Annotated in this window: 25 protein-coding genes; 2 read left to right on the plus strand and 23 right to left on the minus strand. The window is 59.1% G+C overall.

What is annotated here, in order from left to right:
• Positions 1–7: 7 nt before the first annotated feature.
• The 18 genes from ACR0B0_RS06860 to ACR0B0_RS06945 all read right to left on the minus strand — a co-directional run bounded on the left by ACR0B0_RS06860 (position 8) and on the right by ACR0B0_RS06945 (position 15,488).
• On the minus strand, positions 8–3,970 hold the full coding sequence (locus tag ACR0B0_RS06860; protein WP_480647021.1) for a baseplate multidomain protein megatron: 3,963 nt from the start codon (positions 3,968–3,970) through the stop codon (positions 8–10).
• Complete coding sequence (locus tag ACR0B0_RS06865; protein WP_480647024.1) at positions 3,970–4,416, minus strand: NlpC/P60 family protein; 447 nt, start codon at positions 4,414–4,416, stop codon at positions 3,970–3,972. The genes ACR0B0_RS06860 and ACR0B0_RS06865 overlap by 1 nt, the downstream gene beginning before the upstream one ends.
• On the minus strand, positions 4,413–5,300 hold the full coding sequence (locus ACR0B0_RS06870; RefSeq protein WP_480647026.1) for a DUF2163 domain-containing protein: 888 nt from the start codon (positions 5,298–5,300) through the stop codon (positions 4,413–4,415). The genes ACR0B0_RS06865 and ACR0B0_RS06870 overlap by 4 nt, the downstream gene beginning before the upstream one ends.
• Complete coding sequence (locus ACR0B0_RS06875) at positions 5,300–5,932, minus strand: phage distal tail protein, Rcc01695 family (RefSeq protein WP_480637006.1); 633 nt, start codon at positions 5,930–5,932, stop codon at positions 5,300–5,302. Before ACR0B0_RS06875 ends, ACR0B0_RS06870 begins: the two co-directional genes overlap by 1 nt.
• A gap of 16 nt (positions 5,933–5,948) precedes the next feature.
• Entirely contained in the window at positions 5,949–6,611 is a 663-nt protein-coding gene (locus tag ACR0B0_RS06880) for a phage tail tape measure protein (protein WP_480637008.1), read from the minus strand.
• Positions 6,598–6,807, minus strand: a complete 210-nt coding sequence (locus ACR0B0_RS06885) for a rcc01693 family protein (RefSeq protein WP_480637009.1) — start codon at positions 6,805–6,807, stop codon at positions 6,598–6,600. Before ACR0B0_RS06885 ends, ACR0B0_RS06880 begins: the two co-directional genes overlap by 14 nt.
• The gene (locus tag ACR0B0_RS06890) at positions 6,804–7,124 is read right to left on the minus strand and encodes a gene transfer agent family protein (RefSeq protein WP_480637010.1); all 321 of its coding nucleotides are present in this window, start codon (positions 7,122–7,124) and stop codon (positions 6,804–6,806) included. The genes ACR0B0_RS06885 and ACR0B0_RS06890 overlap by 4 nt, the downstream gene beginning before the upstream one ends.
• A gap of 4 nt (positions 7,125–7,128) precedes the next feature.
• Entirely contained in the window at positions 7,129–7,542 is a 414-nt protein-coding gene (locus tag ACR0B0_RS06895; protein ID WP_058280596.1) for a phage major tail protein, TP901-1 family, read from the minus strand.
• A 20-nt stretch (positions 7,543–7,562) separates the two neighbouring features.
• Positions 7,563–7,976: a DUF3168 domain-containing protein gene (locus ACR0B0_RS06900; protein WP_480647028.1), complete on the minus strand. Its 414-nt coding sequence runs from the start codon at positions 7,974–7,976 to the stop codon at positions 7,563–7,565.
• A complete protein-coding gene (locus ACR0B0_RS06905) occupies positions 7,973–8,311 on the minus strand; it encodes a phage head closure protein (protein ID WP_170349059.1) in 339 nt (112 codons plus the stop codon). Before ACR0B0_RS06905 ends, ACR0B0_RS06900 begins: the two co-directional genes overlap by 4 nt.
• The gene (locus ACR0B0_RS06910) at positions 8,308–8,907 is read right to left on the minus strand and encodes a head-tail connector protein (protein ID WP_170349060.1); all 600 of its coding nucleotides are present in this window, start codon (positions 8,905–8,907) and stop codon (positions 8,308–8,310) included. Before ACR0B0_RS06910 ends, ACR0B0_RS06905 begins: the two co-directional genes overlap by 4 nt.
• Before the next feature lie 177 nt (positions 8,908–9,084).
• Positions 9,085–10,263, minus strand: coding sequence for a phage major capsid protein (locus ACR0B0_RS06915; RefSeq protein WP_480647030.1), 1,179 nt, complete (start codon positions 10,261–10,263; stop codon positions 9,085–9,087).
• 34 nt (positions 10,264–10,297) lie between these two features.
• A complete protein-coding gene (locus tag ACR0B0_RS06920) occupies positions 10,298–10,843 on the minus strand; it encodes an HK97 family phage prohead protease (protein WP_170349062.1) in 546 nt (181 codons plus the stop codon).
• 26 nt (positions 10,844–10,869) lie between these two features.
• Positions 10,870–11,088, minus strand: a complete 219-nt coding sequence (locus ACR0B0_RS06925) for a GTA head formation protein, RCAP_rcc01685 family (RefSeq protein WP_058280601.1) — start codon at positions 11,086–11,088, stop codon at positions 10,870–10,872.
• Positions 11,081–12,250, minus strand: a complete 1,170-nt coding sequence (locus ACR0B0_RS06930; RefSeq protein WP_480647032.1) for a phage portal protein — start codon at positions 12,248–12,250, stop codon at positions 11,081–11,083. The genes ACR0B0_RS06925 and ACR0B0_RS06930 overlap by 8 nt, the downstream gene beginning before the upstream one ends.
• 152 nt (positions 12,251–12,402) lie before the next feature.
• Positions 12,403–12,921 (minus strand): hypothetical protein, encoded by a 519-nt coding sequence (locus tag ACR0B0_RS06935; protein WP_480647034.1) that lies wholly within the window; start codon positions 12,919–12,921, stop codon positions 12,403–12,405.
• Positions 12,922–13,308: 387 nt separating this feature from the next.
• Complete coding sequence (locus ACR0B0_RS06940) at positions 13,309–14,679, minus strand: DNA-packaging protein (protein ID WP_480647207.1); 1,371 nt, start codon at positions 14,677–14,679, stop codon at positions 13,309–13,311.
• A 434-nt stretch (positions 14,680–15,113) separates the two neighbouring features.
• Positions 15,114–15,488, minus strand: coding sequence for a VOC family protein (locus tag ACR0B0_RS06945; protein ID WP_170349066.1), 375 nt, complete (start codon positions 15,486–15,488; stop codon positions 15,114–15,116).
• Positions 15,489–15,527: 39 nt separating this feature from the next.
• Here ACR0B0_RS06945 and ACR0B0_RS06950 point away from each other — a divergent pair, with 39 nt between their 5' ends.
• Positions 15,528–16,064 (plus strand): winged helix-turn-helix transcriptional regulator, encoded by a 537-nt coding sequence (locus ACR0B0_RS06950; protein WP_480647036.1) that lies wholly within the window; start codon positions 15,528–15,530, stop codon positions 16,062–16,064.
• A 296-nt stretch (positions 16,065–16,360) separates the two neighbouring features.
• Positions 16,361–17,617 (plus strand): DEAD/DEAH box helicase, encoded by a 1,257-nt coding sequence (locus ACR0B0_RS06955; RefSeq protein WP_480647038.1) that lies wholly within the window; start codon positions 16,361–16,363, stop codon positions 17,615–17,617.
• A 39-nt stretch (positions 17,618–17,656) separates the two neighbouring features.
• Here ACR0B0_RS06955 and mltG read toward each other — a convergent pair whose 3' ends face one another.
• The 5 genes from mltG to ACR0B0_RS06980 all read right to left on the minus strand — a co-directional run bounded on the left by mltG (position 17,657) and on the right by ACR0B0_RS06980 (position 22,062).
• Complete coding sequence (gene mltG / locus ACR0B0_RS06960; protein WP_480647040.1) at positions 17,657–18,817, minus strand: endolytic transglycosylase MltG; 1,161 nt, start codon at positions 18,815–18,817, stop codon at positions 17,657–17,659.
• Entirely contained in the window at positions 18,818–20,083 is a 1,266-nt protein-coding gene (fabF, locus tag ACR0B0_RS06965) for a beta-ketoacyl-ACP synthase II (RefSeq protein ID WP_170349070.1), read from the minus strand.
• 204 nt (positions 20,084–20,287) lie between these two features.
• Positions 20,288–21,031, minus strand: a complete 744-nt coding sequence (locus ACR0B0_RS06970) for a 1-(5-phosphoribosyl)-5-[(5-phosphoribosylamino)methylideneamino]imidazole-4-carboxamide isomerase (RefSeq protein ID WP_170349071.1) — start codon at positions 21,029–21,031, stop codon at positions 20,288–20,290.
• A gap of 119 nt (positions 21,032–21,150) precedes the next feature.
• The gene (locus ACR0B0_RS06975) at positions 21,151–21,690 is read right to left on the minus strand and encodes a GNAT family N-acetyltransferase (protein ID WP_170349072.1); all 540 of its coding nucleotides are present in this window, start codon (positions 21,688–21,690) and stop codon (positions 21,151–21,153) included.
• A gap of 138 nt (positions 21,691–21,828) precedes the next feature.
• Complete coding sequence (locus ACR0B0_RS06980) at positions 21,829–22,062, minus strand: acyl carrier protein (RefSeq protein WP_008756330.1); 234 nt, start codon at positions 22,060–22,062, stop codon at positions 21,829–21,831.
• Between the last annotated feature and the right edge of the window lie 61 nt (positions 22,063–22,123).

A 22,123-nucleotide genomic window follows, 5' to 3' on the forward strand; every position in this document is an offset into this window, starting at 1 on the left:
CAGTGGATCACCCGACTGTCACTTGGGCGAATAGTCCCGGCCCGTAGCTGGCTGAAACCTGTGCAATGTGGACTTCATAAGGCCCGTTGATCCCATCGTCTGCTTTCATTGCTGACGTGTAGGTCCAGTTTGGAACGCTCACGATCTGTTCCCGTACCAGGGTCCCGTTGGTTCGTATTTGCAGAAGGTAGGATTCGCTTTCCTCGGCCAGCGGAACCTCGATCCCCGCCCAATCGTCCCCATCCAGCCGGGTTCGACGTATCCACGAGAGTTGATCACCTGCGGCTGTTCCCATCGCCTTCAGATGCACCGGTGTGTATGGGCGCAACCCGTTGCCATCGAACGCCTCGACAAGATGTACATAGGACGGGTCATCATACCCGCGCGTTGCCGGACCAATGCGGTAGTGCTTGCTCACACGCCGCTCGGACCGCAACAAGCCGGTTTGGTAAATACGCTGATCCAACAGGACGAACATCGACCCATCGGGCCAGACATCGGGAATGATCGCATCCGTCCCAAGCTGACCGCGCAAGCGACCGGACAATGTATAGATGCCCGTTTCTTGCAGCGTGGCGTCGGCGAATTGGAACAGCTCCCAATTGCCGGGTGTTCCATCCCCGATCGCGGCCAGATTGGCCCCGTTCAGCAACGCATCCCGAGGACGCGATTCCAGCAGGCCATCAACCAGATTGACGCGCAGCGGCGTTCCTTCATCCCAGACACCGGCGCTTGCCCGTCTCAGCGGGGTTTCGGTAAATCCAATTATCGCTTGCCCCGAGATCACCTCTTGCAGAGCATAGTCTTCGTCGCTGGCCGCCGAATAGACGGCAACACTGCCGGGCCATGGGTTGGCCGAAGTAGCAAGGTATGGGGCATGCGGTGCCTCTGAGCCGGTCAGCAGCGGCAAATCCATGAACACAGGCAAAACAGGAACCGGTGCCACAAAGGGTTTGATCGACACTTGATCGTCAGGCAGATCAGATGGCGCATAGACGCCGGGTTCGATGCGCACTGCCTCGGCCAGTTGCAGATCGGCCTGCTCTAGCCGGTCGATGCGATAGCGCGCACTCTGCCCGTCTTTGGTCAGGCTCACGACGTCGCCCGCCCCCAGATGCAACATCGACGGCGGCAGTGCAAAGCGCGCTGTCTCGCGTGAGACCCGCGCCTCGCTTAGCCAGCGTTCAGCGGTTTGGCGGCCTTCGGCGCGTGTCAGCGATAGAGGCATCTCGTTCACGGCCACCGAATGCGTTCGAGTGTCCGGCAAGATGGCCTCTTCAGACACTACATCATGATCGGCGTCCGATTGTACAAAGCGCAACCGAACGCGGCCTGTCATTTCGGCCTCGGCTTCTCTGCGATATTCCACGCGGCCTTCGATATCAGAGCTGTCTGCCAGATCGTCTGTATCCAATCCGACCACTTTCAGACCGTCGCGCATCTGAAACAGCAGCACACCATCCCGTTCAATCGCATCAAACCCATAACGCAGCATCAAGGGCTGCAATGCCGCGCGCGCGCTGGAGACATCTTGAACCAGATAGCCCCGTACGACGCCCTCCAGACGCGATACGTCGATATCCTTTACTCCGGCACCGTAGCAGATTTCAGTGACCACGGAGGCCAGAGTCCGCGTGCCTGACCGTCCATTCAACCAATGACCTCGGGGATAGTTCGCCCCGTCGCTCCACTGGCTTCGCAGGTTCGGAAACGTTGGAAACGGACGCGCATCCCATGCCCAAACATAGGCGTTCGCCATATCAACCATGTGACCATCATATTGATCCGAAAGCGGGTTGATTGCCGGATCAGACCAGTAGCCATACATCGCTTTCAAGTACTGCACCTGCATGAAATCATCGCGCCGACCGGAAGAGTATTTCGGCAAGCTGGATTCCGAGGATTTCGGGTCAAGAAACTTGTTCGGCTGATTGGTTCCTTTGTCGATGGCCGCGCAACCCAGTTCCGTAAACCAGATAGGTTTTGAGCCAGGCACCCAATCGGTCGGGTTCGATTGACGTACACCGCCAATGCGTTCGTGATGCCGGTTCGACCACCAATTGCGAAGGTCTTTGTAACGCCAGACCCATGCCTCATCATGCTCCTCATCCGTGATCGGCGTTCTTATCTGGGCTTCGGCCTCTTCCGACGAGGCATAATACCAGTCATAGCCTTCTCCGCCTTCGATATTGCCTCGAAGGTAGTCGAGGTCATAGATCGCGTCTGTGCCGGCTTTCAGATCCACGTGATCCTCACCATCCCGCCAATCCGACAGGGGCATGTAATTGTCGATGCCGACGAAATCGATGTTTTCATCTGCCCACAGTGGATCAAGGTGAAAATAACGGTCCCCGGTTCCATCATTCGGCTGATAGCCGAAATACTCGCTCCAATCCGATGCGTACCCGATTTTTGTGCCTGGTCCCAAGATTTCGCGCACTTCGGCGGCCAAGGCTTGCATTTGGGAAACGGCTGGAAAGCCGGTCAGACCTCGGATTTGGGTCAGCCCACGCATTTCGGAACCGATGCAAAAAGACTCCACCCCTCCAGCAGCTTTACACAATGCCGCATAATGCAGAATGAAGCGGCGCAAACCCCACTCCTGAGGGCCGCTATAGGTCACTTCGCCATCGCCAACGGCAAAGTCACTGGCGCGTGCGTGTCCAAAGAACGCGGCCACCTGCGCGTCGGCCGTTGCCGTTTTATCCGGTGATCCTTTTCTACCGGGCGCGGTGCTAAGCGTGATGCGCCCCCGCCAAGGCAAATGCGGCTGGTTGGCGGCATCCGACCACGGGTCTGGCAAACCGTTGCCTTGCAATTGATCCATCAGGATAAACGGATAAAACATAACCCGTTTGCTAGTACTTTTCATATGCCGGATTGCCTGAACTACGGATTGATCCGCAGGGGTTGCGCCATAGACGGGGCGGTCATTTTCGCACCGGACAGCTTGGGCGGTCTGTCGGGTCACACCTGCCACGCGCCAGGGCATGTTCTTGCCTTCGATGTCTTTGCGCAAAACCTTGGGCTGAATTTGACATTGCCCGCACCGCAAGTCATCGCCAAACCACGACACGATCAAAGAGGCCGCCTCGCAGGAAGGCAACTCACGTTGCAGCGCCCGGGTCGAGGTCACCAGGTCCGGCCTCCCCGAGGCAGAGTTGACATTCGCCGCCCAGCTTTGCCCACGCCCTTTTGTGTAATTGATCTGTTCGCTGGCCAGCGCATATTCACCGGTGCCCGGCATCAGGGCAACGCCCCGGATGGTCTTGAACAGGGCATCCGGCGTATCCGGCAATCCCGGCTGTTCCTGACGTACGACTTCGAATGAAAATTGCGGCACCCTGTTTCCAAACGGCGCCAGTTGCAAACCTTCAATCACAACATAAGCCGTGCCACGATAGGCCGGAACGTTGCCCGCGCCCTCAATGGCTTCGATCAGAGGGTCCGGCAATTGATGGTCGTTCCCCCGATAGATACGCATGTTCAGGGTTGAGAGCTCCAGCTCCTCTCCATCAGCCCAAATGCGCGGGACGTCCGAAATTTGCCCCGCCCCTACCGCAATGGCCAGAGAAATCGAATAGCTGTAGCTGTGCGTGGTTGTTGTGACCTCGGGCGATTTCGGAGATCCCTTGCCACCTCCGCCACCCTGCGAGGTTGTGCTTGTGCTTTTGGTTTCTAGAAAATCCGACGCCCAGATAACCTGACCACCCACCCGCATACGCCCGAAAACCGTAGCGACCGGAGAACCCTCTCCGGATTCGGTCAGGCGGAAACGGTCCAAGCGCCCGGTCTCGACCACTTCGCTGCCGCCGCCCATGACCGACTGGCTCATTAACCGCTGGTCGATGACCCGGCCCAGCGTTGCCCCAATGGCACGGCCGATCACCGCGGTCGACAGCCCCGCAACGGTGCCGCCAATCGCTCCGCCGACCGCGGCTCCTGCTGCAGACAGAATTATTGTAGCCATCACACATCCTCCAGCGGGAATTCAAAACAGGCGACCACCCGGCGGCGCCAGGGATCACTCAGCGTGCTTTCGACGACGCCATAGCCGGAATAGGCGTGAATAAACCGCAGCGCGGGTGTTGTTTCGCTGACGATACCAACATGCTTGGCAACACGCCCATCGCGCATACGGAACAACAAAACATCGCCCGCCTTCGCAGAACTGGGGTTCTTTTCAATCAGGTGACGGCGGGCCGCTGCCCACATGCGCTCTTCGCCCTGCGGCTCAGACCAGTCCATGCTATAGCTCGGCACCGTTTCGGGTTCGTGCCCCAGCAGCGCGCGCCACACACCACGCAAAAGGCCCAGACAATCCGTACCCACCCCTTTGACCGAAGCCTGATGCACGTAAGGCGTTCCCAACCAACCGCGCGCCTCGTCGACAATATCCTGCCTATGGCCGCTCATCGTCTGCTTCCCCCAGTGTTGGGATTGCCTTGCTTGGGCACCGCCATTACCCAGTCTTCACCGGGCAGGTCAGGAAACCCCTGAAAGTTGATGATGTTATTAAATTTTTTCCGGCAGGTGTGCATACTTTTGTTGCACCCTGCTGTCAGCTTTACCCGGTCCCCGACGGCCAGGCCGCCGCTGATCCCGGACCAAAGCGTAACATTGCGCCCACCCACGATCCGGTCGTCCTGTTTGATTGCGGCCCACAACCCGGTTGCCCGCCCGGACAAAACATCCAATCTGCCCCGCCTGAACCAGGCTTCATTCGGTGCTTCTGCCCCTTTCAATTGCAGGACAGTGCCGGCAATTAAAGCGACCACTTCAGCCTCGGCCTGATACTCTGGCGCGCCGAGATTGAACTTGCAATCACCGTCCCCCAGAACTGCCGTACAAGGTTTCTGGTAAACCCTGCCCATCGGTCGGTTGAGCAGGTCGGTCAAACCGCGCAATTCGGCGTGAAATGCACCACCTGCGCGGCGCATCTCACCGATCGAGCCTTTGAATTGCAGAAAACGCTGTTCAGGCCTGGCCCAGTTGACCAGCCACGCCCGGACCTGAGCATTGTCGAACCGACCGGCTTCGATGTCTTCTTCTGTGACCGCGGCATCGGACAAGGCCCCCATGGCCTCAGAGTTGTCGACGGACAGTCCGGTGGCTTGTTCGATAGCCGTGGCCGTCAGGCCCGTGCTGGCCTTGAAGGTCATCCCGTCAAAGCTCAATACCATGTCATGATCGGTGAAACCGTATTCCTGCCCGTCCTCACGCCGGATCGCCCAGCATCGGCAGGTTGTGGTCAACCCTGTTTGCAGATGGGTCTGCAGCCCTTGCTTATCACCGCTCATCAGACACGTACCTCGACCACTGGAACGTTGGGTACGTCGCCCGCTTGAAAACTAGCGACACTGGTCTGAATCTTGTCGGTGTCAAAACGAACCGGGACGTCAAACTCAAACCCGGCGGTGACTTCCACCTCTTCAGGCGGCGGCGCTGTAAACGTGATCAGACCGCTGTTTAGATCCACTTCAAAATCTACGCCTTCGCGCATTTGATCCTGTTCTAAACCGATCCGCACGGTACCCAAAACCGGTTTGACGATTGGGCGGACATAGCTGAACCCGCCCGAGCTGTAGGTTTTGACCAGCTGAAACTCGGTGCTTGTACCGTCACCACGAGCAATGACCTGATCATCCATTGCCACGTCTGCGGTCGCAGCCCCGGATTTGTAATCCGACCAGTCTTTCCAGCGAAAACCGAACATCTGCCCCTGACGGGCTTCGAAAAACGAAACCAACGTCTCGATATCGTCCAATGATCGCATCCCCAGCCCGGCGTCATAGCGGCGACGGGAATGCGTCCAAGGCGTGTTGCGTTCTTCGAACCCGTTGGCCAGCGTCACGATATCTGTGCGCCGCTCGGGGCCGCCGACCGAACCAAAGCTCAGGCTGGCGGGAAATCTTACCTCGTGGAAATTCATGAGCTGCTCCCTCGTGTTACCTGTTGCGATTGCCGCGACCCAAGGCGCGGCTCATCTGAGCGGCGATCTGACCCTGACTGCGTCTGAATCCCTGCACGTCCGGCGTTGTGATATTCATCACCACGTTCACTGCGCGCCCTCCGCCGGATGTCCGCACGCCCAACTTGCCATCTGGCCCGCGCGCCAGAGGCATGATCGCCTCGGGGCCGGCCTCGCCCATCAGTCCGGTGCCGCCCCGCATCGGAAATGTCGTTGGGCCGCTGACCACACCGCCATTGGCAAAAGGCATCACCCGGCCCTGCGAAAAGCTGCCGCCATTGGCAAAGGGCAAAATTCCCTGCACCAGACTACCAACCGTATTGGCCAGCATGCCGCCAAAGTGATCGGTCACAGGCTTGATCGCTGCCGAATAGGCCGTGCGTATCATCGAGTTCTTCAGCACATCCAGCGCATCCGACAGGTTCATGCCGTCCAGCACCACGCCGTCAAATGCCTTGCGCAAACCGCCGGACATGCCGCGCTCCAACGTGGCGACGTCCTTGCCGGTTTCTTCAAAGGCTGCGCTGATCCGCTTCATCTGATTGTCGAATGCCGCAGCCATCGACGCCGCATCCCCCAACGAGTCGCCCAGCGCCTCACCCCGTTCCTGCAGGTCATCCAACCCGTCACGATCCGTCATCACGCTCTCCTTGTTGCTTGTCCGGATAGGCCGCCAGCAAAGCGTCCAACCCCGCCCGGTTCATCGCTGGCATCCCGGCCCCTTGCCCCAACACAAGCCGCAATTCAGCCGGTGTCAGACGCCAGAACTGATCCGGCGTCAGGCGCAGGCCGACGAAACCGGCCCGCATAAGAACGGGCCAGTCGAACCCGCTCATGCGCCCCCCGGAACCATGAAGGCCCGTGCCAGCAGTTCAGCCGCAGCTTTGGCGCCAGCCATCGGTCCGCCATCGATCTCGGCCCGCAGCAGATCCGATCGGGCGACATCGGCGCCCCCGCCTCGCAGCCCGGCCACGATCAATGCCAGCACATCACCGCTGGAATAGGCCCCACCTTCGAAGCGCTGCACCAGTTCCACCAAAGACCCGGTGCCCAACTGTTGTTCCAATTCCGCCAAAGCACCCAGCGTCAGCTTGAGCACCCGCCGCTCTCCATCGATGGTCAATGCCACCTCGCCCGTCCACGGATTGGCCATAGGATTACAGTGCCGTGAAGGCCAAAGCGCCGGCGCTGGCCAGGCTCATCTCATAAGTCGCCTCGCCATTGTGCGACCCCGCATATTCGATGCCGGTGACTTGAAACGCGCCTTCAACGATGCCGAAATCGGGAATGATCACCTGAAAGTTCGGTGTCTCACCGTCAAAAAACAGCTGTCGTGCGCGTTCGTCGGTGCCTGCATCCTTGAATACGCCCGAACCCGAGATCGCAGCGGACTTCACCCCTGCCCCCGACAACAGCTCGCGCCAACCACCCTGACTTTCCAGGCTGGTGACATCCACACTTTCTGCGTTGAAACTGACCCGCGTGGCCCGCAGCCCCGCGATGGTCTCGAACAGGCCCGAGCCGTTCATATCCACTTTGACCAACAGGTCTTTTCCGTTCTGGGCAGCCATATGTTCTCTCCGTTGATTGCTTAGTCGTCTTCCACGCGGGCGCGGAATCTCAGGTCGATCTGGCGGATGGCACCGCCGGTTCCCGTGCGGCGGGCCGAGGCGCGTTCGAACCACAGCCCCACCAGTCGCCCGCGATCCAGGGTCAGTGCTGCATCCTCAAGCGCATCGCACACCGCCCCCGCAAGGGCCTTGGCTGCGCCAAACCCGGCGGCCTCGGACATCACCGACACCGTGAACCGATGCAGGGCACCAGCGCCCGATCGGTCCGAGGCATCCCGCACCTCTTCCGGGCCCAGCGTCACATAAGTCTGGGGCACCGCCCCTGCCGGCACCGCGTCATAGATCGCTCCGCCCGACAGCGTGATGACCTGCGTATCGCCTGAAAGCTGCTGATACACCGCCGCTTGCAAAGCCGCTGAAACGCCATAGCTCATGCCGCCACCTCTTCGTCCGCGAAACAGGTCAAGTACTGGCCACGCGGATCACGCTCGGCGACCGCGCGAATAACAAAACGCCGTATGCCTTCGGCAAAACGCTGGTCCGGCGACGGGCGCATCAATGACCCCTCGGGCGCACCCCGCACAACGATGCGGTAACTCACGCGCGAAACTGGCACCCCGGCCACCTGACGCTCGGACCCGCTGCGTGCAGTGACTTCAGCCCAAACCGTGCCCAACGAGGCCCATGTTTCGATGTACCCACCTGCGCCGTCGGCAGTTCGGACTGGCGCTTCGAGAACCAGCTTTCGGTTCAATCGCGGCGCCTTCATTGCGTCACCCCTGCGCCAAAGCGCACGACGCGATAGCGTTGGATCAGGCTGGTTACGCCAAAGGGCATACAACCGGCACCCAAAGCAGTCTCGTCGCGGTATTCGTAGTAATGCGCGGCCAGCAACAAAACTGCCTGACCCAGATCAGCAGGTAGCCCACCCCAATCTGCCGACATCCCTGCAGCAAAGGTGATTTTCACCGAGCCGCCTGTCGCAATGTTCGGCAACATTGCGCCCTTTGGGCGCAGCCTAGGGCGCTGGCTGTCCTGTTCCAGCCGATAGGCATCGGGCGCGATTGTGCTTTCCAAACCCGCCGCATCGCGGATTGTCACCGCGCCCACAGTCACTACCGGGGTTACCGGCAACACCTCGCCTGCAGCATCGCGCCATTCGCTCAGGCTCCAATAAAATTCGCGTTCAATCAGCACCTTGCCGGTGCGCGCCTCGATCGCAGCGATCGCCGCCCGCAAAAAGCCCTTCAACACCTCGTCCTGCACATTGTCCTCGGCAAAGCCCGTGCCCAGCCGCAGATGCGCCTTGAACTGATCCACCGGCAGCGCCGCATCCGCGATGGCGGTTTCTTCGATCAACATCATCCATTCACTCCGCAATCTCGGCCCCCTCCGGGGGTCGTCACTTCAGGAATTTGACGGGCACGCGCCGCCCCACGTTGCTCGGACGGAGGGGAGCAGCTAGACAACGCAAGGGATCTCACCCCGGCCCGTACCCGCCGCCCGGAGGGCCAGTTGCCCGCCCCCCGGATTCGCCACCACTTAGGCGGTGCCGAATTTCACCAGCTTGATCGCGGCAAAGTCGCTCACGTCGCCGCCAACGCGCTTGGTTGCGTAGAACAGGACATGCGGCTTGGCGCTGAACGGGTCGCGCAGGACGCGCAGGTCGGGACGTTCGGCAATGGTGTAACCGGCCTGGAAGTCACCAAAGGCAATCGAGAAGCTGTCGGACGCCGCATCGGGCATGTCCTCGGCGATCAGCACCGGATAGCCCATCAGACGCGCAGGCTCGCCCGCTGCCAGGCCGTCGGACCACAGGAAGCGGCCATCGCTGTCCTTCAGCTTGCGGATCAGACCCGCGGTCTTCGAGTTCATCACGAAGGTGCCGTTCACGCGGTACTGGGCACCCAGCGCATAGACCACATCGACAATCGCATCCGCCTCGACACCACCGTCGATGCCGGTGGGAACATAGCCGATATTGCCCCAGGCCCAGACGTCATTATCGACCTTTGTGTGGTCCAGAATGCCCTTCGGCTTGTCGACACCATCGCCTCTGATAAACGCCGACGCCTCGGCGCGGGCAAACTTGTCAGCGATACGACCGGCCAGCCAACCTTCGACGTCAAACGCGCTGTCATCCAATAGGCGCTGCGAGGCCTTGGGCAGCGCGCTCAGCTCGTGCAGCGCGATTGAGATGCGGTCAATCGATGGAGTCGCAGTCTCGGTCGCGGTCGAGGCCTCATCCGCCCATCCCGCACCCACATCGGTGTGGTCGATCAGCACATCGAACGAGTTCGCTTCGACATTCACCACCGACGCAATCGAACGGATCGAGGCGGTGGATTTCAGCACCGATTTGATGATCTCAGCGGTTTGCGGATCAACCAGGTAACCGCCATCGCTGTTGACCGCACTGGTCAGCGACTTGGCCTCCATATCCAGCCCACGCAGGCCGTCATCGTCACCCGAACGCACATAAGCGTCAAAAGCCTTTTGGTGCGGTGCGCCTTCGGTGATCGAGGCAGCAAGATGCGGGCGTGCCGCGATGGTTGATTTACGATCCAGCATAGTCAGTCGCTCTTCTGTCTGTTGCAGTTTGGTTTTCACTTCAGCCTTCAGGCCCTTGAATTCATTCACGAAGCCAGCCATCGCCTGCTTCACCTCCTGAACCAGGGGCGCACCCTCTCCGGTCAAGGCCGGGGTCTCGGTCTTGCTCATCAGCACTTCCATTCTTGGGTGGGTTTGAGGCGCGCTAGGGTCGCGCCAGCTCCTGCCGGGCGTCGTTGAACACCTCGGCAATACTGCGCAGGGTTTCTTCGGCATCCAGGGTCGCCCCCTTTGCCGCCACCCGCGCACTGGGCAGCATCGGGAAAGTCACAAGCGACACCTCCCAAAGCTCCAGTTCCGTCAGGACCCGCTGGCCCTTGTCATTCTTCACGGCGCGCTTAGTGCGATAGCCAATCGACAGACCATCCATCGCACCCGCCCGGATCAACTCCGCCGCCTCACGACCCTTTTGTGTGCTTTCCAGCAGACGCCCCTTGACCCATAGGCCCTTATCGTCTTCGCGCACTTCGTCCCAAACGCCGATTGGTTGCGCCGGGTCGTGCTGCCACAGCATCTTAACTCGCTGACCAGCCTTCACCAGCCCATCCAGTGATGCACGATAGGCGCCTTTTTGCACCACATCACGGCCCTGATCGACCTGACCGAACAGGCTGGCATAGCCTTCGATCACTGCATCCTCGGACACAGACAGCCCATAGCCGAACCGCGCAAACTTATGCTCCAAATCCATGAACAACTCCTCGTAAGCCTCTGAACTCATGGTGTTACCGACAAAAACGACTGAAACGCCTGTGCCAGGATCACTGCGGCCACACCGTAGACCGTCAGCCACAACCGGCGCTCTAACCGCTCCATCATTTCTTCGATCTGATCCAACCGTTTGCACAGGTGCGCATGCTGAATCTCGGCCACCCGTTCATGCGCAGCCAGACGCAAGCCCGGCGCGCAATCGAATGGCGGATACCCTTCAGCCATCCGCATCCTCCGCCAGAGCCGGCAACCCCAGCAAAGATCGCTTCTCGGCATCTGTCAGGAAATCGGCACGGCTGACGCGGGTCCACTGCGCATCACGTTCGGTAGCCAACGCGGGCACCTGATCCAGATCGGGTTTCAGCATCAAATCCTCGCCAGAAAAGCCCGAGAGCCACTCTGACACTGCTGCCGCCACCCGCGTCACCAGGGGCAGAACGGTCAGGCGATAAAACGCCCGGTTGGCCTCCTGATAGTTCGAATAGGTCGCGTCGCCCTGAATTCCCAACAACATTGGCGGGACCCCAAAGGCCAGCGCGATCTCGCGGGCGGCGGCTTCCTTGGTCTTTTGAAATTCCATGTCCGAAGGGGAAAAGCCCATCGGCTTCCAATCCAGCCCCCCTTCCAGAACCATTGGGCGGCCAGCATTGCGCGCCCCGCGATAGTTCTGCTCAATCTCGTCTGACAAACGCCGGAACTGATCTTCGGCCATCACCCCATGGCCATCGCCTTTCCACACCAGCGCCCCCGAAGGCCGCGCCGCATTGTCCAACAGCGATTTCGACCACCGAGACGCGCTGTTATGCACATCAATCGCCATAGCCGCCGCCTGCATCGGCGAAAATCCATAGTGGTCATCCTGCGGGTGAAAGGACTTTATGTGACAGATGACTTCAGCCGCAAAACGATGCGTCTTGCCACCGACGCTATAGTCATACGCCTTGGGCCAGCCATCCGCTCCCGGCACCACGCTCATCCGGTCCGAGCGCAGCACATGTAGTTCAACCGGCAGCCCGTCTTCGGCCTGTACCGCCTCGATATAGGCGTTGCCGGACAGAAGTAGCTGACCGAACACGGTCTCCATCAACTCGGCCCGTCCCTGCGCTGCGTTCGGACGACGCATGAGGGTCAACATCGGATGCGTCTCATAGCGCTGTTCACGGTCCTGCAACACCAGTGGTAATGCCGCCGCTGCCTCAGCAATCAGCTTGACCGAGCGAAACCCCACCGGGTTCCCCGAAAACCCCGTCCGCGTCAGCGATACCGCATCCCGAGGGCTCCACGCCACGCGCCCCCCGGTCTGCCACGCCACCACTGGCCCCGCTACACTTGCCTTTGCTTCGGGCGCTTCCTCAGCCGCTCCACGACGCAAGAAATCGAATACCATCTGTGCTCCTTTCTGCCGCCGTTCTGCCCGGCTTGTTGAAAGGAGTTATGACGGAAAGAAGTTTAAGCCTCGGGAATAGGGCGTACGGCGGGTGGGCAACACACAAAAAAAGCCCCAGAAACTGGGGCTTTGTATCGAGTTATTTAGTTTTCCTAAGCAGCCAAAGCACCTATTAGTCCTCGCCCTTCGCTTTTGATTACTCTTTGAACCGTCTGTGCATTGTAAGGCGTGTACGTCTCATCTTTCTCCAAACGGCGTCCCAAAGAACTGCGGATCAAAAAGCGAGCTAACAAATTCTTGTTCGACACATACTGAAACCACGCATGCACGAGTTCCAGAAAGACTTCATCCAGTGGCTCACGTAGTTCAGTTGATATAGATCGGCGTCTCGTTGCGCCATTTGCATTTCGATCAGCCAGAACAGTGGCGAGTATAAACTCGATACCAGACTTGTCGGCACTCTTTACCATCCAAGTGGCGAGTTCCATTACTTTATCCGGTACATCTTGCTCAAACCGCTCTTTAGCATCGTGCAACGCAGTCCATTTAGCCAGCATCTCATCAACAGCGGCAGACATATTTTGTTGCGCACGCAGGCGCGCCTCGTTTCGTTTGTGCAAAACAAGCGTGAGGATCGCCGCAACGACGAGAGCAAAAATTAGTCCAGTCATGTTCATTTCCTCGGTTTGGCAGACGAGGAGGCCCTTGTCGCACGGACCCTTCTTTTCTCTTCCGCCACTTTGATCTTATTGTCTACAGTCTTGTCAAGGTGGTCGTATTTTCGACGTGTCTCGTATTTTTCTAGGTGAATACGGTATAATTTGGGCGCATTCCAAAGCACCATAACACCAAGAATCAAAACAATTAGTTGCCAAGGGGCAAAATCTGCCTCCCTGATTGCATTCGCGATGGTATTTGCGCTCTCTGTATCTAATGGGTTTTTCGAATTTGCCAATGACTGCTCGCTGAATCTTCTGTTCAATGAATCGCGAACATAACGAATTCAACCCAAAGCACTAGCTATTGTTCGCTCCGAATCAAACAATTTTTCAGCACTTTCACAAACTCCGCACCCTAGGCCGCCGATACGCCCCCGCTGGCCCTACAACCAACTCATGCAGCGCCCAGACCAGCGCGTCGACGCGGTCGGGCGAGCCCTGCCCTTCGAACCCGCGCGCGGTCATCTGGCACATCTGCTCCTCCAGCGCGTCCAGCCCGGCCACATGGCGCACCCGCCCCTGCTCGTACAACGCCGCCACAGGCTCCGCTCGCGCCACTTTGCCGCGTGACGCCCGCACCGCGCGATAAGGGACCAAAGGGTCCACCTGCCGCACCACCTCTTCCACCAGTTGCCCGCCCTGATTGACCTCGGCCACCAGCCGTTCGGCCCCAAACTCATCCATCGCGTCAATCGCCGCCTGCGCCCAGCCTGCCGGGCCAACGCGCTGCACCGTCCGGTCGGCCAGCACATAGGCCCGCCACTCCTCGGGTGGCCCCTGTAGCTGAGCCCCCACGACCACGATCCCACAGGCATCCGCATCTGAACCGGACGTCACAGCCGGATCTAGCGCCACCACGATGCGATCCAATTCAGGCACCTGCGCACCGCGCGCCGTCTCCAGCATCGAGCCCGTCCACAAAGCCCCCTCGGCATCCGACAGCAGCACCCCGTCCAATTCCTGCCGCCCCAGCCGCGTGCCTGCATAGCGCGCGCGCACTTCGTCCAGAAACGATGCGGCCAGATTTGCCCGGTTCGCCTCGGTCGGCGCGTGCGTCTGCACCGTTGAAGGCGACGCCAGCAACTCTTTCAAAACCTTCACATTCCGCGGCGTGGTCGTCACACAGACCCGAGGCCGCTCACCCAATCTCAGCGCAAATTGCAGCATATCCCACGTTTCCCCGGCCCTTTTCCATTTGGCCAGCTCATCCACCCAAGCTGCATCGAACTGGGGTCCCCGCAACCCTTCGGGATCATTTGCCGAAAATGCCTGAGCCTCGGCCCCATTGGGCCAGATCAACTTGCGTTCAGATGCCTTCCAACTGGGTCGCCTGTCCGGGGGCGAACATCGCAATATCCCGCTGTCACCAAAAATCATGACATCGCGCACCTGATCGAAGGTCTCTCCAACCAAAGCCACACGGCGGGCCTCACCCCGATCCAGCGGTTTCGCCCCCTCGACCATCGACCGCACCCATTCGGATCCAGCCCGTGTCTTGCCCGCGCCACGTCCGCCCATGATCACCCAGCATCGCCAATCACCCTCGGGCGGCAACTGATGCGGCAGCGCCCAAAACTCAAACAGGAAAGGGAGGGCACACAGCCCCCCCTCCCCGATCTCACTCAGAAATCTCTCCCGAACCGCAGCATCTGCGGAGGCGAGCCAACCTGCACCCGATTTCAAATCGAGCGCGCTCAAGGTCGAGCGCATACCCTCCTTGGGCAATTCCGGCTTGTCTGTGATGTTGTTCGACAAAGCTTGTCTCCACTTTCTGACAACTTCGGATCAGCCCCTCTAGCTGCCCCAGTTGCTTGCTTGCTCCGGCAAGGTCTGCATCCTCCCCGGCACCAATCTGCTGGCGCAGTTCTTCCGCTGTTTGGCGCAGATCGCGAATGGATCTTTCAAGGGACTGCAACAAGTCAGCCGTCTGAGAAATCCGCTCTTCCGGGGTAATCAAAGTCATGTTTGCCTGTGACCTCATGCGTGAGTTTTCTCCGCACGAGAGAAACGAAAAACGGCCACCGGGTCGCCCCGGGGCCGTCGCCCACCTCTTCTAGCATGACATAACTTCTACGTGATTAAGTACGCAAAGTCAATGTGTTACGCAACATCGAACGCAACAACAATCGTACGCTGTGTTAAGATTAACCGCCCGTCAAATCTTGCGCCAGCATCATCGCATTGCGATCCGGATCATAGAATGTGGCCGTGCTGACCATCCCCTCGATCGTTTCCGTCGGGCCATCAAACGCCACCCCGGCAGCTTCCAGCGCACCACGCGCCGTGGCAATATCACCAACTTCATAGACCGGAACGCAATTACCCGGTGACGGCTCGGCCTGTTCTCCCAGACCCAATGTCACTCCGTCCACATTGGTGCGCATTTCGCTCCACCCGGCTTCATCGATGTGATGGGCAAGTTCGAACCCAAGCATGTCACGATACCAATCCGCACTGGCGTGACGATCCCTGACTGAAATCGCAAACGTGATCGTGTTTTTTAACGAAACATGCGGCATTGAACTTTCCTTTATATTTAAATATAGTTACTATACTTTATGGACATAACTCTACTTGTCAAGCTCACCTCCCGCGCATGGTCACTGAACATTCTGGCCCTGATGCATTCCGGTGTTTCTGGGCGACAAGCCCCTTTACTCGCCGCAACCAGCGCCAGTCGAACGGCCTTCGCGGCCAGTCTCGATCACCTCGTTCAACTCGAACTGCTCGAGCGTAACCCCGGCCATGGCCATCCCCTACGCCCCGAGTTTCGCCTCACCCCCGCAGGCACCCAAGCCGCCCGTATCGCCAGCGCGATCATTCAGGTTGCCCCGGATGACGCCACGCACAAGCTTCTCCGAAAGTCGTGGACCGTTCCTATCCTGGCCCTAACCGGCACCCCGCATCGCTTTTCGGCGATCAGGTCGGATCTGATCACCATCACCGATCGTGCCTTATCCGCCTCATTGCATCAGTTAGAGGATCACGACTGGATCCAGCGCGAAATTGAGACCACGGGGCGGATGCCCTTCCCGACCTATCGCGCGGTCAAAACCGGTTTTGCCATCCATCAGGCCGTTGGGTTGGGTCAGTAATCAAGCAACACCGTCGTACAGGACATAGAAAACCCTGCCCGATAGCTTGACATTCGACCTCTCAACCCGCATGTGCCCATGAAACAGCGCTGCCGCGTGAGCATTCGGGCCATCAACAGCCCCACAGCGCCCGATCCACCCATAGTTCCCCATCACGCAGGGTTCTTGATGCGACGACCGGATGGTGCAGGAACCGCCTGCATTTCCCGAGGTCTCGTACAACCCCTGCCGGTCGCAGATGCGGCCCGTGACGACTTGCCTTTGGGTTAATACCGAGGGCTGCAAAGGATAGTTATTTGTTCGACTTTGACATGCTGGGCCTCGCGCCCGCCCTGAACGACGCGCTGAAACGCGCCAATTTTACCCAACCTACGCCGATCCAAAACCAGGCCATTCCGCTGGCGCTGAACGGGCATGATATTCTTGGGCTGGCCCAGACTGGCACCGGCAAGACCTTGGCCTTTGGCTTGCCTCTGATTGATCATCTGCTGGCGCAACCGGGCAAACCTGCGGCGAAAACGGTGAAGGCTTTGATCCTCGCCCCCACCCGTGAACTGGTGAACCAGATCGCGGAAAGCCTGCGCAATCTGACGCAAAAGACGAAACTGCGCGTGGCCACTGTGGTTGGCGGACAATCCATTGGCAAACAGATCTCGTTCCTGTCGCGAGGTACCGATATTCTGGTTGCCACTCCGGGGCGCCTGATCGATCTGATGGAGCGCGGTGCCGTTGACCTCAGTTCAGTGCGTCATCTGGTGTTGGATGAAGCTGACCAGATGTTGGACATGGGCTTTATCCACGCCCTGCATAAAATCGCACCTGCACTGGGCACACCGCGTCAAACCATGTTGTTCTCGGCCACAATGCCGAAACAGATGGAGGAGCTTAGCCAATCCTACCTGACCAACCCGCAGAGGGTGCAGGTTTCCCCCCCGGGCAAGGCAGCCGACAAGATTACGCAGTCTGTGCATTTCCTCAGCCGGGGCGAAAAGCCGCAAAAACTGCGCGAAATTCTGTCCGCTGACATGGACGCCCTGACGTTGGTCTTCTCCCGCACCAAACACGGTGCTGAAAAGCTGATGAAAGGTCTCGTGGCCGATGGCTTCAACGCGGCATCGATCCACGGAAATAAAAGCCAAGGACAGCGCGATCGCGCAATCAAGGCGTTCCGCGCCGGTGAGATCAACGTGCTGGTTGCCACCGACGTGGCCGCGCGTGGCATCGACATTCCCGGCGTTGCCTATGTGATCAACTATGACCTGCCCGAGGTGCCAGACAATTATGTCCATCGCATTGGCCGCACAGCCCGCGCCGGTCGTGAAGGCGAAGCCATTGCCTTCTGCGCACCGGATGAGCTGGACCAGCTATTGCAGATCCAAAAGCTGATGAAGATCGAAATTCCGGTCGCCAGCGGTACCATGCCTGAATACGCCGAGCCCAAAAAACCGCGCAATCGTGGTGGGTTCCGGGGGCGCAAACCGCACGGAGCGAACTCGACGTCAAAACCTGCGTCGTCAAAACGTCGCCGCCCCCGCAGACGTCCCGCTGCATAAGAAAAAGAAAGGGCCGCGTTTTTCGACGCGGCCCTTTTCTTAGTTGCTCGAGCTGTTTCTCTCAGCTTCTATTTCTCGCCATTTGGCGACGTTGCGGTTGTGCTCATCCAGAGTTTCCGCAAACGCGTGCCCGCCAGTACCATCCGCAACGAAGAACACATAGTCTGTATCCTCCGGCGCCACCGCGGCCTCAAGGCTCGCGAGGCCGGGATTGGCGATTGGTGTGGGCGGCAAACCGTCAATCACATAGGTATTCCAAGGGGTTGCACGGCGCAACTCACTACGACGCAAACCACGACCCAGCACGCCTTGCCCCTTGGTGACACCATAGATCACAGTCGGGTCTGTCTGCAGCTTCATGCCATTCTCAAGCCGGTTGACAAAGACGCTGGCCACTTGGCCGCGCTCATGTGGAACGCCGGTCTCTTTCTCGATAATCGAGGCAAGGATCAACATCTCCTCTGGGCTGCTAATCGGCAAATCGTTCTGCCGGCTTTCCCAAACCGCGTTGATCCGCAACTGTTGCTTCGCCTGCATGTCCTGTAACACAGCGGCCCGGTCATCACCTGGGGCCAGCTCATAGCTGTCGGGCGCCAACATGCCCTCGGCCGGAATTTCGGACACCTCACCGGTCAGGGCGTCAATGCCCTTAAGCGCCTCGACCACCTGCCAAGAGGTCACGCCCTCAGCCACCGAAACACGATACCGCGTATCGGAGTCCTGACGTTTTTCAACGTATTCAGCAGGGGCTTCCTCTTCACCAGCCTCGAAACTCGCAATTTCGACAAACTCCAAGGTGGCCGGGTTCAGCTCTCGCACGCGGGTTTGTACCCGTGTGACACCAACGCGATATTCAATCTCGGATCCACAGGTGCTGGCACCGCTGCTGGTGATATCGTCGATGATCTGCGCCATCGATGCGCCTTCGCGAACCAGAAAACTGCCCGCTTTCAGCTGCTGCGCCTTGTCAGTGTAATCCGCACCCATCCGGAAGATCATGGCGCTGCTGATGGCACCCTCATCTGCAAGCTGCTGGCTGACGCGAGTCATGTTCGAGCCGCTTTTCACCTGTAGGCACATGGCGGTGTCCAGCGGGCCTTCGGCCTTGTACTGCGATTGCCCCCAAAGGATCAGACCGCCGATCAAAAACAGGCCGACCACCAGGATGGTCAGCGCGTTTGATGCCAAAGCCCGCCACATTTAGCTGGCCTTTCCGAAGATCACGCTGGCATTGGTGCCGCCAAACCCGAACGAATTCGACAAGGCCACGTTGATCTCACGCTCGCGTTTGGCATTCGGCGCCAGGTCAATCGGTGTCTCAACCGCCGGGTTGTCCAGGTTTATCGTCGGCGGAGCCACCTGATCGCGGATCGCTAGGATCGAGAAGATCGCCTCGATCGCGCCAGCCGCGCCCAGCAAGTGACCCGTGGCCGATTTGGTCGAAGACATGGTTGCGTTGCCCGCATGATCGCCCAACAGACGCTCCACCGCGCCCAGCTCGATCGTATCCGCCATGGTCGAAGTCCCATGCGCGTTGATATAATCCAGATCCTTTGGCTCTAGCCCGGCACTGCGCAGCGCGGCTTTCATGGAACGTTCTGCCCCGTCGCCGTCCTCGGACGGTGCGGTGATGTGATAGGCGTCACCGGACATGCCATAGCCCAGAACCTCGGCGTAAATCTTCGCACCGCGCGCCTTGGCATGTTCGTATTCTTCCAGCACGACAATGCCTGCGCCTTCACCCATTACGAACCCGTCGCGGTCGACGTCATAAGGGCGGCTGGCTTTCTTAGGGTCGTCGGCATACTTGGTCGACAGCGCCTTGCACGCGTTAAAGCCCGCAATGCCAATCTCACAGATGCAACCCTCACCGCCACCTGCAACCATGACATCCGCGTCACCGGCACGGATGATACGGCTGGCATCGCCAATGGCATGTGCGCCGGTCGAACAGGCGGTAACAACCGAATGGTTCGGCCCTTTGAACCCATGACGGATCGAGACCTGACCCGAGGCCAAGTTAATCAGCGCGCCAGGGATAAAGAAGGGCGACACGCGGCGCGGACCCTTGTCACGGATCAGATTGGCCGTGTTCGCGATAGAACCCAGCCCACCGATACCCGAGCCGATCAGAACCCCAGTGCGCAGGCGATCTTCTTCATTCTCAGGCAGCCAATTCGCATCCTGGCAGGCCATATCAGCCGCAGCGATGGAATACAGGATAAAGTCCTCGATCTTGCGCTGCTCTTTCGGTGGCATCCAATCGTCGGGATTGAACGTCCCGTTCGTACCATCGCCACGGGGCACTTCGCAGGCATAGGTCGTGGTGACCCCGCTCGCCTCAGCATCGAACTGCGTGATCGGGCCCGCACCGGATTCTCCGTCCAGCAGCCGTGACCAGCTTTCCTCGACCCCACTGGCCAACGGAGTGACCAATCCCAGACCGGTTACAACGACTCTGCGCATGAAATGCCTCTTGCCTGCTTCCTATTTGAGAACCGCTCATACCCCGGCGTGGGGGCCGGGGGCAAGAGCCACGGCGCAATCCCTTCCGGCATCATCCCGCCAAAACCGATAGAAAATCCGCCTGTCACCCTTGGAAGGGTTCAGAAATGAAAAACCGCCTTCTGCCCGCGCGGGGCAAAAGGCGATTTCCGGGTGACTTGTCTTTTACTGGAACTGCGCCACGGGCTCGTGCGCGGTTTTGGCAACTTCCAGCGCATCTTCCAGGCTCAGCGATTTGCGGAACAGCGCCCGCCCGACAATCGCGCCCGATATGTTGTGGATATAGGCCAAGCGCGAGATATCGTCCGCCGTGCGCACCACACCGCTGGCGATAACGGGGGTACGGGACTTTTCCGCAAGTCCCGAGATCAGCCCCAACTGCGCTTCGACATCTTCCATGTCACTGTCGATATCCGTCACCACAATACCCGCGAACGGGGTGTCGGCGAACGCTTCGATAAAGGCTTCGGGGGTAAAGGCGCTTTGACTGCGCCAACCTTCGGTCATGACAAAGCCCTGCCAGACATCAACCGCCAGAACGATCTGATCCGGATAAAACTTGGCCAGTTCCTTTACCAAGATCGGGTCGCGCGCAGCCAAGGTACCGATGACGACCCGCCCGGCCCCTTTGTCGATCCAATGTTCGACATGTTCGCGCGCGCGCATCCCACCGGCCAATTGCACCGGCATTTCAGCCGAGCGGATGATTTCCTCGACCAGTTCGGCATTGGTGTCACGGCCTTCGATCGCGTCGAAATCCGTCAGCTGCATCCATTCGGCCCCGGCGGCCGACCAACTGCGCGCTGTTTCAACCGGGTCCACGTGCCAGATCATGGCATTGTCCAGACGGCCCTTGTCCAGCGTCACGCACCGGCCGTTCTGCAGTTCCATAGTAGGGTAAATCCTCATGAGCCCGCTCCTTCGCTCAATCGCATGTCAATCCAGTGTACCATACACACCGGACCGATCCCGGATTTTACCAGTTTCGGCAAACTGAGGACATTTTGCGGCATTGCCGCGATTGATAACTAATGGCGTTTCGGGGGGCCATTCCGGCGCAGCAATACAACTTCAGACCCGTTGTACTTATCTTCGCGCATCGGCACATATCCCAGCTTCTCAGCCAGTTTCTGCGAGACGGCATTGGCCGAATTTACCATTGCAACCAAGGGCCCAGGCATGATGCGGTCGAACCAATCATGCGCCGCTTGGGCCGCTTCTATGCCCAAACCCTGCCCCTGCGCTTCGGGTACCAAAATCCATCCGGCTTCGGGGTAACTGTCGAAATCTTCACCCATCGAGCGGTTGCCGTAGAAAAAACCAGCCTGACCGATCATCTGGCGATTCGATTGCTGCAAAACCGCCCAATGCCCGAACCCGGCCATCTGCCAGTGCCCGGCATTGCGCAGGAATGAATCCCACGCCTCACCACGCGACCTTGGTTTGCCACCGATATGCCGCACGATGCACGGGTTGCGCCAGATCTCGGCGAACCGGTTAAAATCTTCGGGACGCATGGCGCAAAGCATCAAGCGTGCCGTGTTTATCGTCGGGGTGGATCGTATCATGCCCTGCCCGCTCGGAAAAAATTGCCTCTGTTCAGACAGTGCTTAGCGGAAAAGCGTCAAGCAAGAGTGAATTTGTTTCGGGCATAAAAAACGGCGCCTCCGTTGCCCGGAAGCGCCGCTTTTAAGGATTTGAAACGCTTAGGACGCTTCAGAGATGAATTTGACGGCGTCGCCAAAGGTCTGGATGGTCTCGGCTGCGTCATCGGGGATTTCGATGCCGAACTCTTCTTCAAAGGCCATGACCAGCTCAACAGTGTCCAGGCTGTCTGCGCCCAGATCGTCGATGAAGGAAGCGTTTTCTGCCACTTTGTCTTCTTCAACACCCAGGTGCTCAACAACGATCTTTTTAACGCGATCTGCGACGTCGCTCATGTCTATTCCTCATTCCATTTCAGGGCGTAGCGCCCGGTTCTGCCCTTGCCCGCTCAGGCTG

Source organism: Ruegeria sp. BA12, assembly GCF_056539625.1.

What these genes read in the sequence shown, in the direction of transcription:
- ACR0B0_RS06860 (WP_480647021.1), bottom strand. Translation starts at nt 3,970, where the DNA reads ATGGCTACAATAATTCTGTCTGCAGCAGGAGCCGCGGTCGGCGGAGCG.
- ACR0B0_RS06865 (WP_480647024.1), bottom strand. Translation starts at nt 4,416, where the DNA reads ATGAGCGGCCATAGGCAGGATATTGTCGACGAGGCGCGCGGTTGGTTG.
- ACR0B0_RS06870 (WP_480647026.1), bottom strand. Translation starts at nt 5,300, where the DNA reads ATGAGCGGTGATAAGCAAGGGCTGCAGACCCATCTGCAAACAGGGTTG.
- ACR0B0_RS06875 (WP_480637006.1), bottom strand. Translation starts at nt 5,932, where the DNA reads ATGAATTTCCACGAGGTAAGATTTCCCGCCAGCCTGAGCTTTGGTTCG.
- ACR0B0_RS06880 (WP_480637008.1), bottom strand. Translation starts at nt 6,611, where the DNA reads ATGACGGATCGTGACGGGTTGGATGACCTGCAGGAACGGGGTGAGGCG.
- ACR0B0_RS06885 (WP_480637009.1), bottom strand. Translation starts at nt 6,807, where the DNA reads ATGAGCGGGTTCGACTGGCCCGTTCTTATGCGGGCCGGTTTCGTCGGC.
- ACR0B0_RS06890 (WP_480637010.1), bottom strand. Translation starts at nt 7,124, where the DNA reads ATGGCCAATCCGTGGACGGGCGAGGTGGCATTGACCATCGATGGAGAG.
- ACR0B0_RS06895 (WP_058280596.1), bottom strand. Translation starts at nt 7,542, where the DNA reads ATGGCTGCCCAGAACGGAAAAGACCTGTTGGTCAAAGTGGATATGAAC.
- ACR0B0_RS06900 (WP_480647028.1), bottom strand. Translation starts at nt 7,976, where the DNA reads ATGAGCTATGGCGTTTCAGCGGCTTTGCAAGCGGCGGTGTATCAGCAG.
- ACR0B0_RS06905 (WP_170349059.1), bottom strand. Translation starts at nt 8,311, where the DNA reads ATGAAGGCGCCGCGATTGAACCGAAAGCTGGTTCTCGAAGCGCCAGTC.
- ACR0B0_RS06910 (WP_170349060.1), bottom strand. Translation starts at nt 8,907, where the DNA reads ATGATGTTGATCGAAGAAACCGCCATCGCGGATGCGGCGCTGCCGGTG.
- ACR0B0_RS06915 (WP_480647030.1), bottom strand. Translation starts at nt 10,263, where the DNA reads ATGAGCAAGACCGAGACCCCGGCCTTGACCGGAGAGGGTGCGCCCCTG.
- ACR0B0_RS06920 (WP_170349062.1), bottom strand. Translation starts at nt 10,843, where the DNA reads ATGGATTTGGAGCATAAGTTTGCGCGGTTCGGCTATGGGCTGTCTGTG.
- ACR0B0_RS06925 (WP_058280601.1), bottom strand. Translation starts at nt 11,088, where the DNA reads ATGGCTGAAGGGTATCCGCCATTCGATTGCGCGCCGGGCTTGCGTCTG.
- ACR0B0_RS06930 (WP_480647032.1), bottom strand. Translation starts at nt 12,250, where the DNA reads ATGGTATTCGATTTCTTGCGTCGTGGAGCGGCTGAGGAAGCGCCCGAA.
- ACR0B0_RS06935 (WP_480647034.1), bottom strand. Translation starts at nt 12,921, where the DNA reads ATGACTGGACTAATTTTTGCTCTCGTCGTTGCGGCGATCCTCACGCTT.
- ACR0B0_RS06940 (WP_480647207.1), bottom strand. Translation starts at nt 14,679, where the DNA reads ATGCGCTCGACCTTGAGCGCGCTCGATTTGAAATCGGGTGCAGGTTGG.
- ACR0B0_RS06945 (WP_170349066.1), bottom strand. Translation starts at nt 15,488, where the DNA reads ATGCCGCATGTTTCGTTAAAAAACACGATCACGTTTGCGATTTCAGTC.
- ACR0B0_RS06950 (WP_480647036.1), top strand. Translation starts at nt 15,528, where the DNA reads ATGGACATAACTCTACTTGTCAAGCTCACCTCCCGCGCATGGTCACTG.
- mltG (WP_480647040.1), bottom strand. Translation starts at nt 18,817, where the DNA reads ATGTGGCGGGCTTTGGCATCAAACGCGCTGACCATCCTGGTGGTCGGC.
- fabF (WP_170349070.1), bottom strand. Translation starts at nt 20,083, where the DNA reads ATGCGCAGAGTCGTTGTAACCGGTCTGGGATTGGTCACTCCGTTGGCC.
- ACR0B0_RS06970 (WP_170349071.1), bottom strand. Translation starts at nt 21,031, where the DNA reads ATGAGGATTTACCCTACTATGGAACTGCAGAACGGCCGGTGCGTGACG.
- ACR0B0_RS06975 (WP_170349072.1), bottom strand. Translation starts at nt 21,690, where the DNA reads ATGATACGATCCACCCCGACGATAAACACGGCACGCTTGATGCTTTGC.
- ACR0B0_RS06980 (WP_008756330.1), bottom strand. Translation starts at nt 22,062, where the DNA reads ATGAGCGACGTCGCAGATCGCGTTAAAAAGATCGTTGTTGAGCACCTG.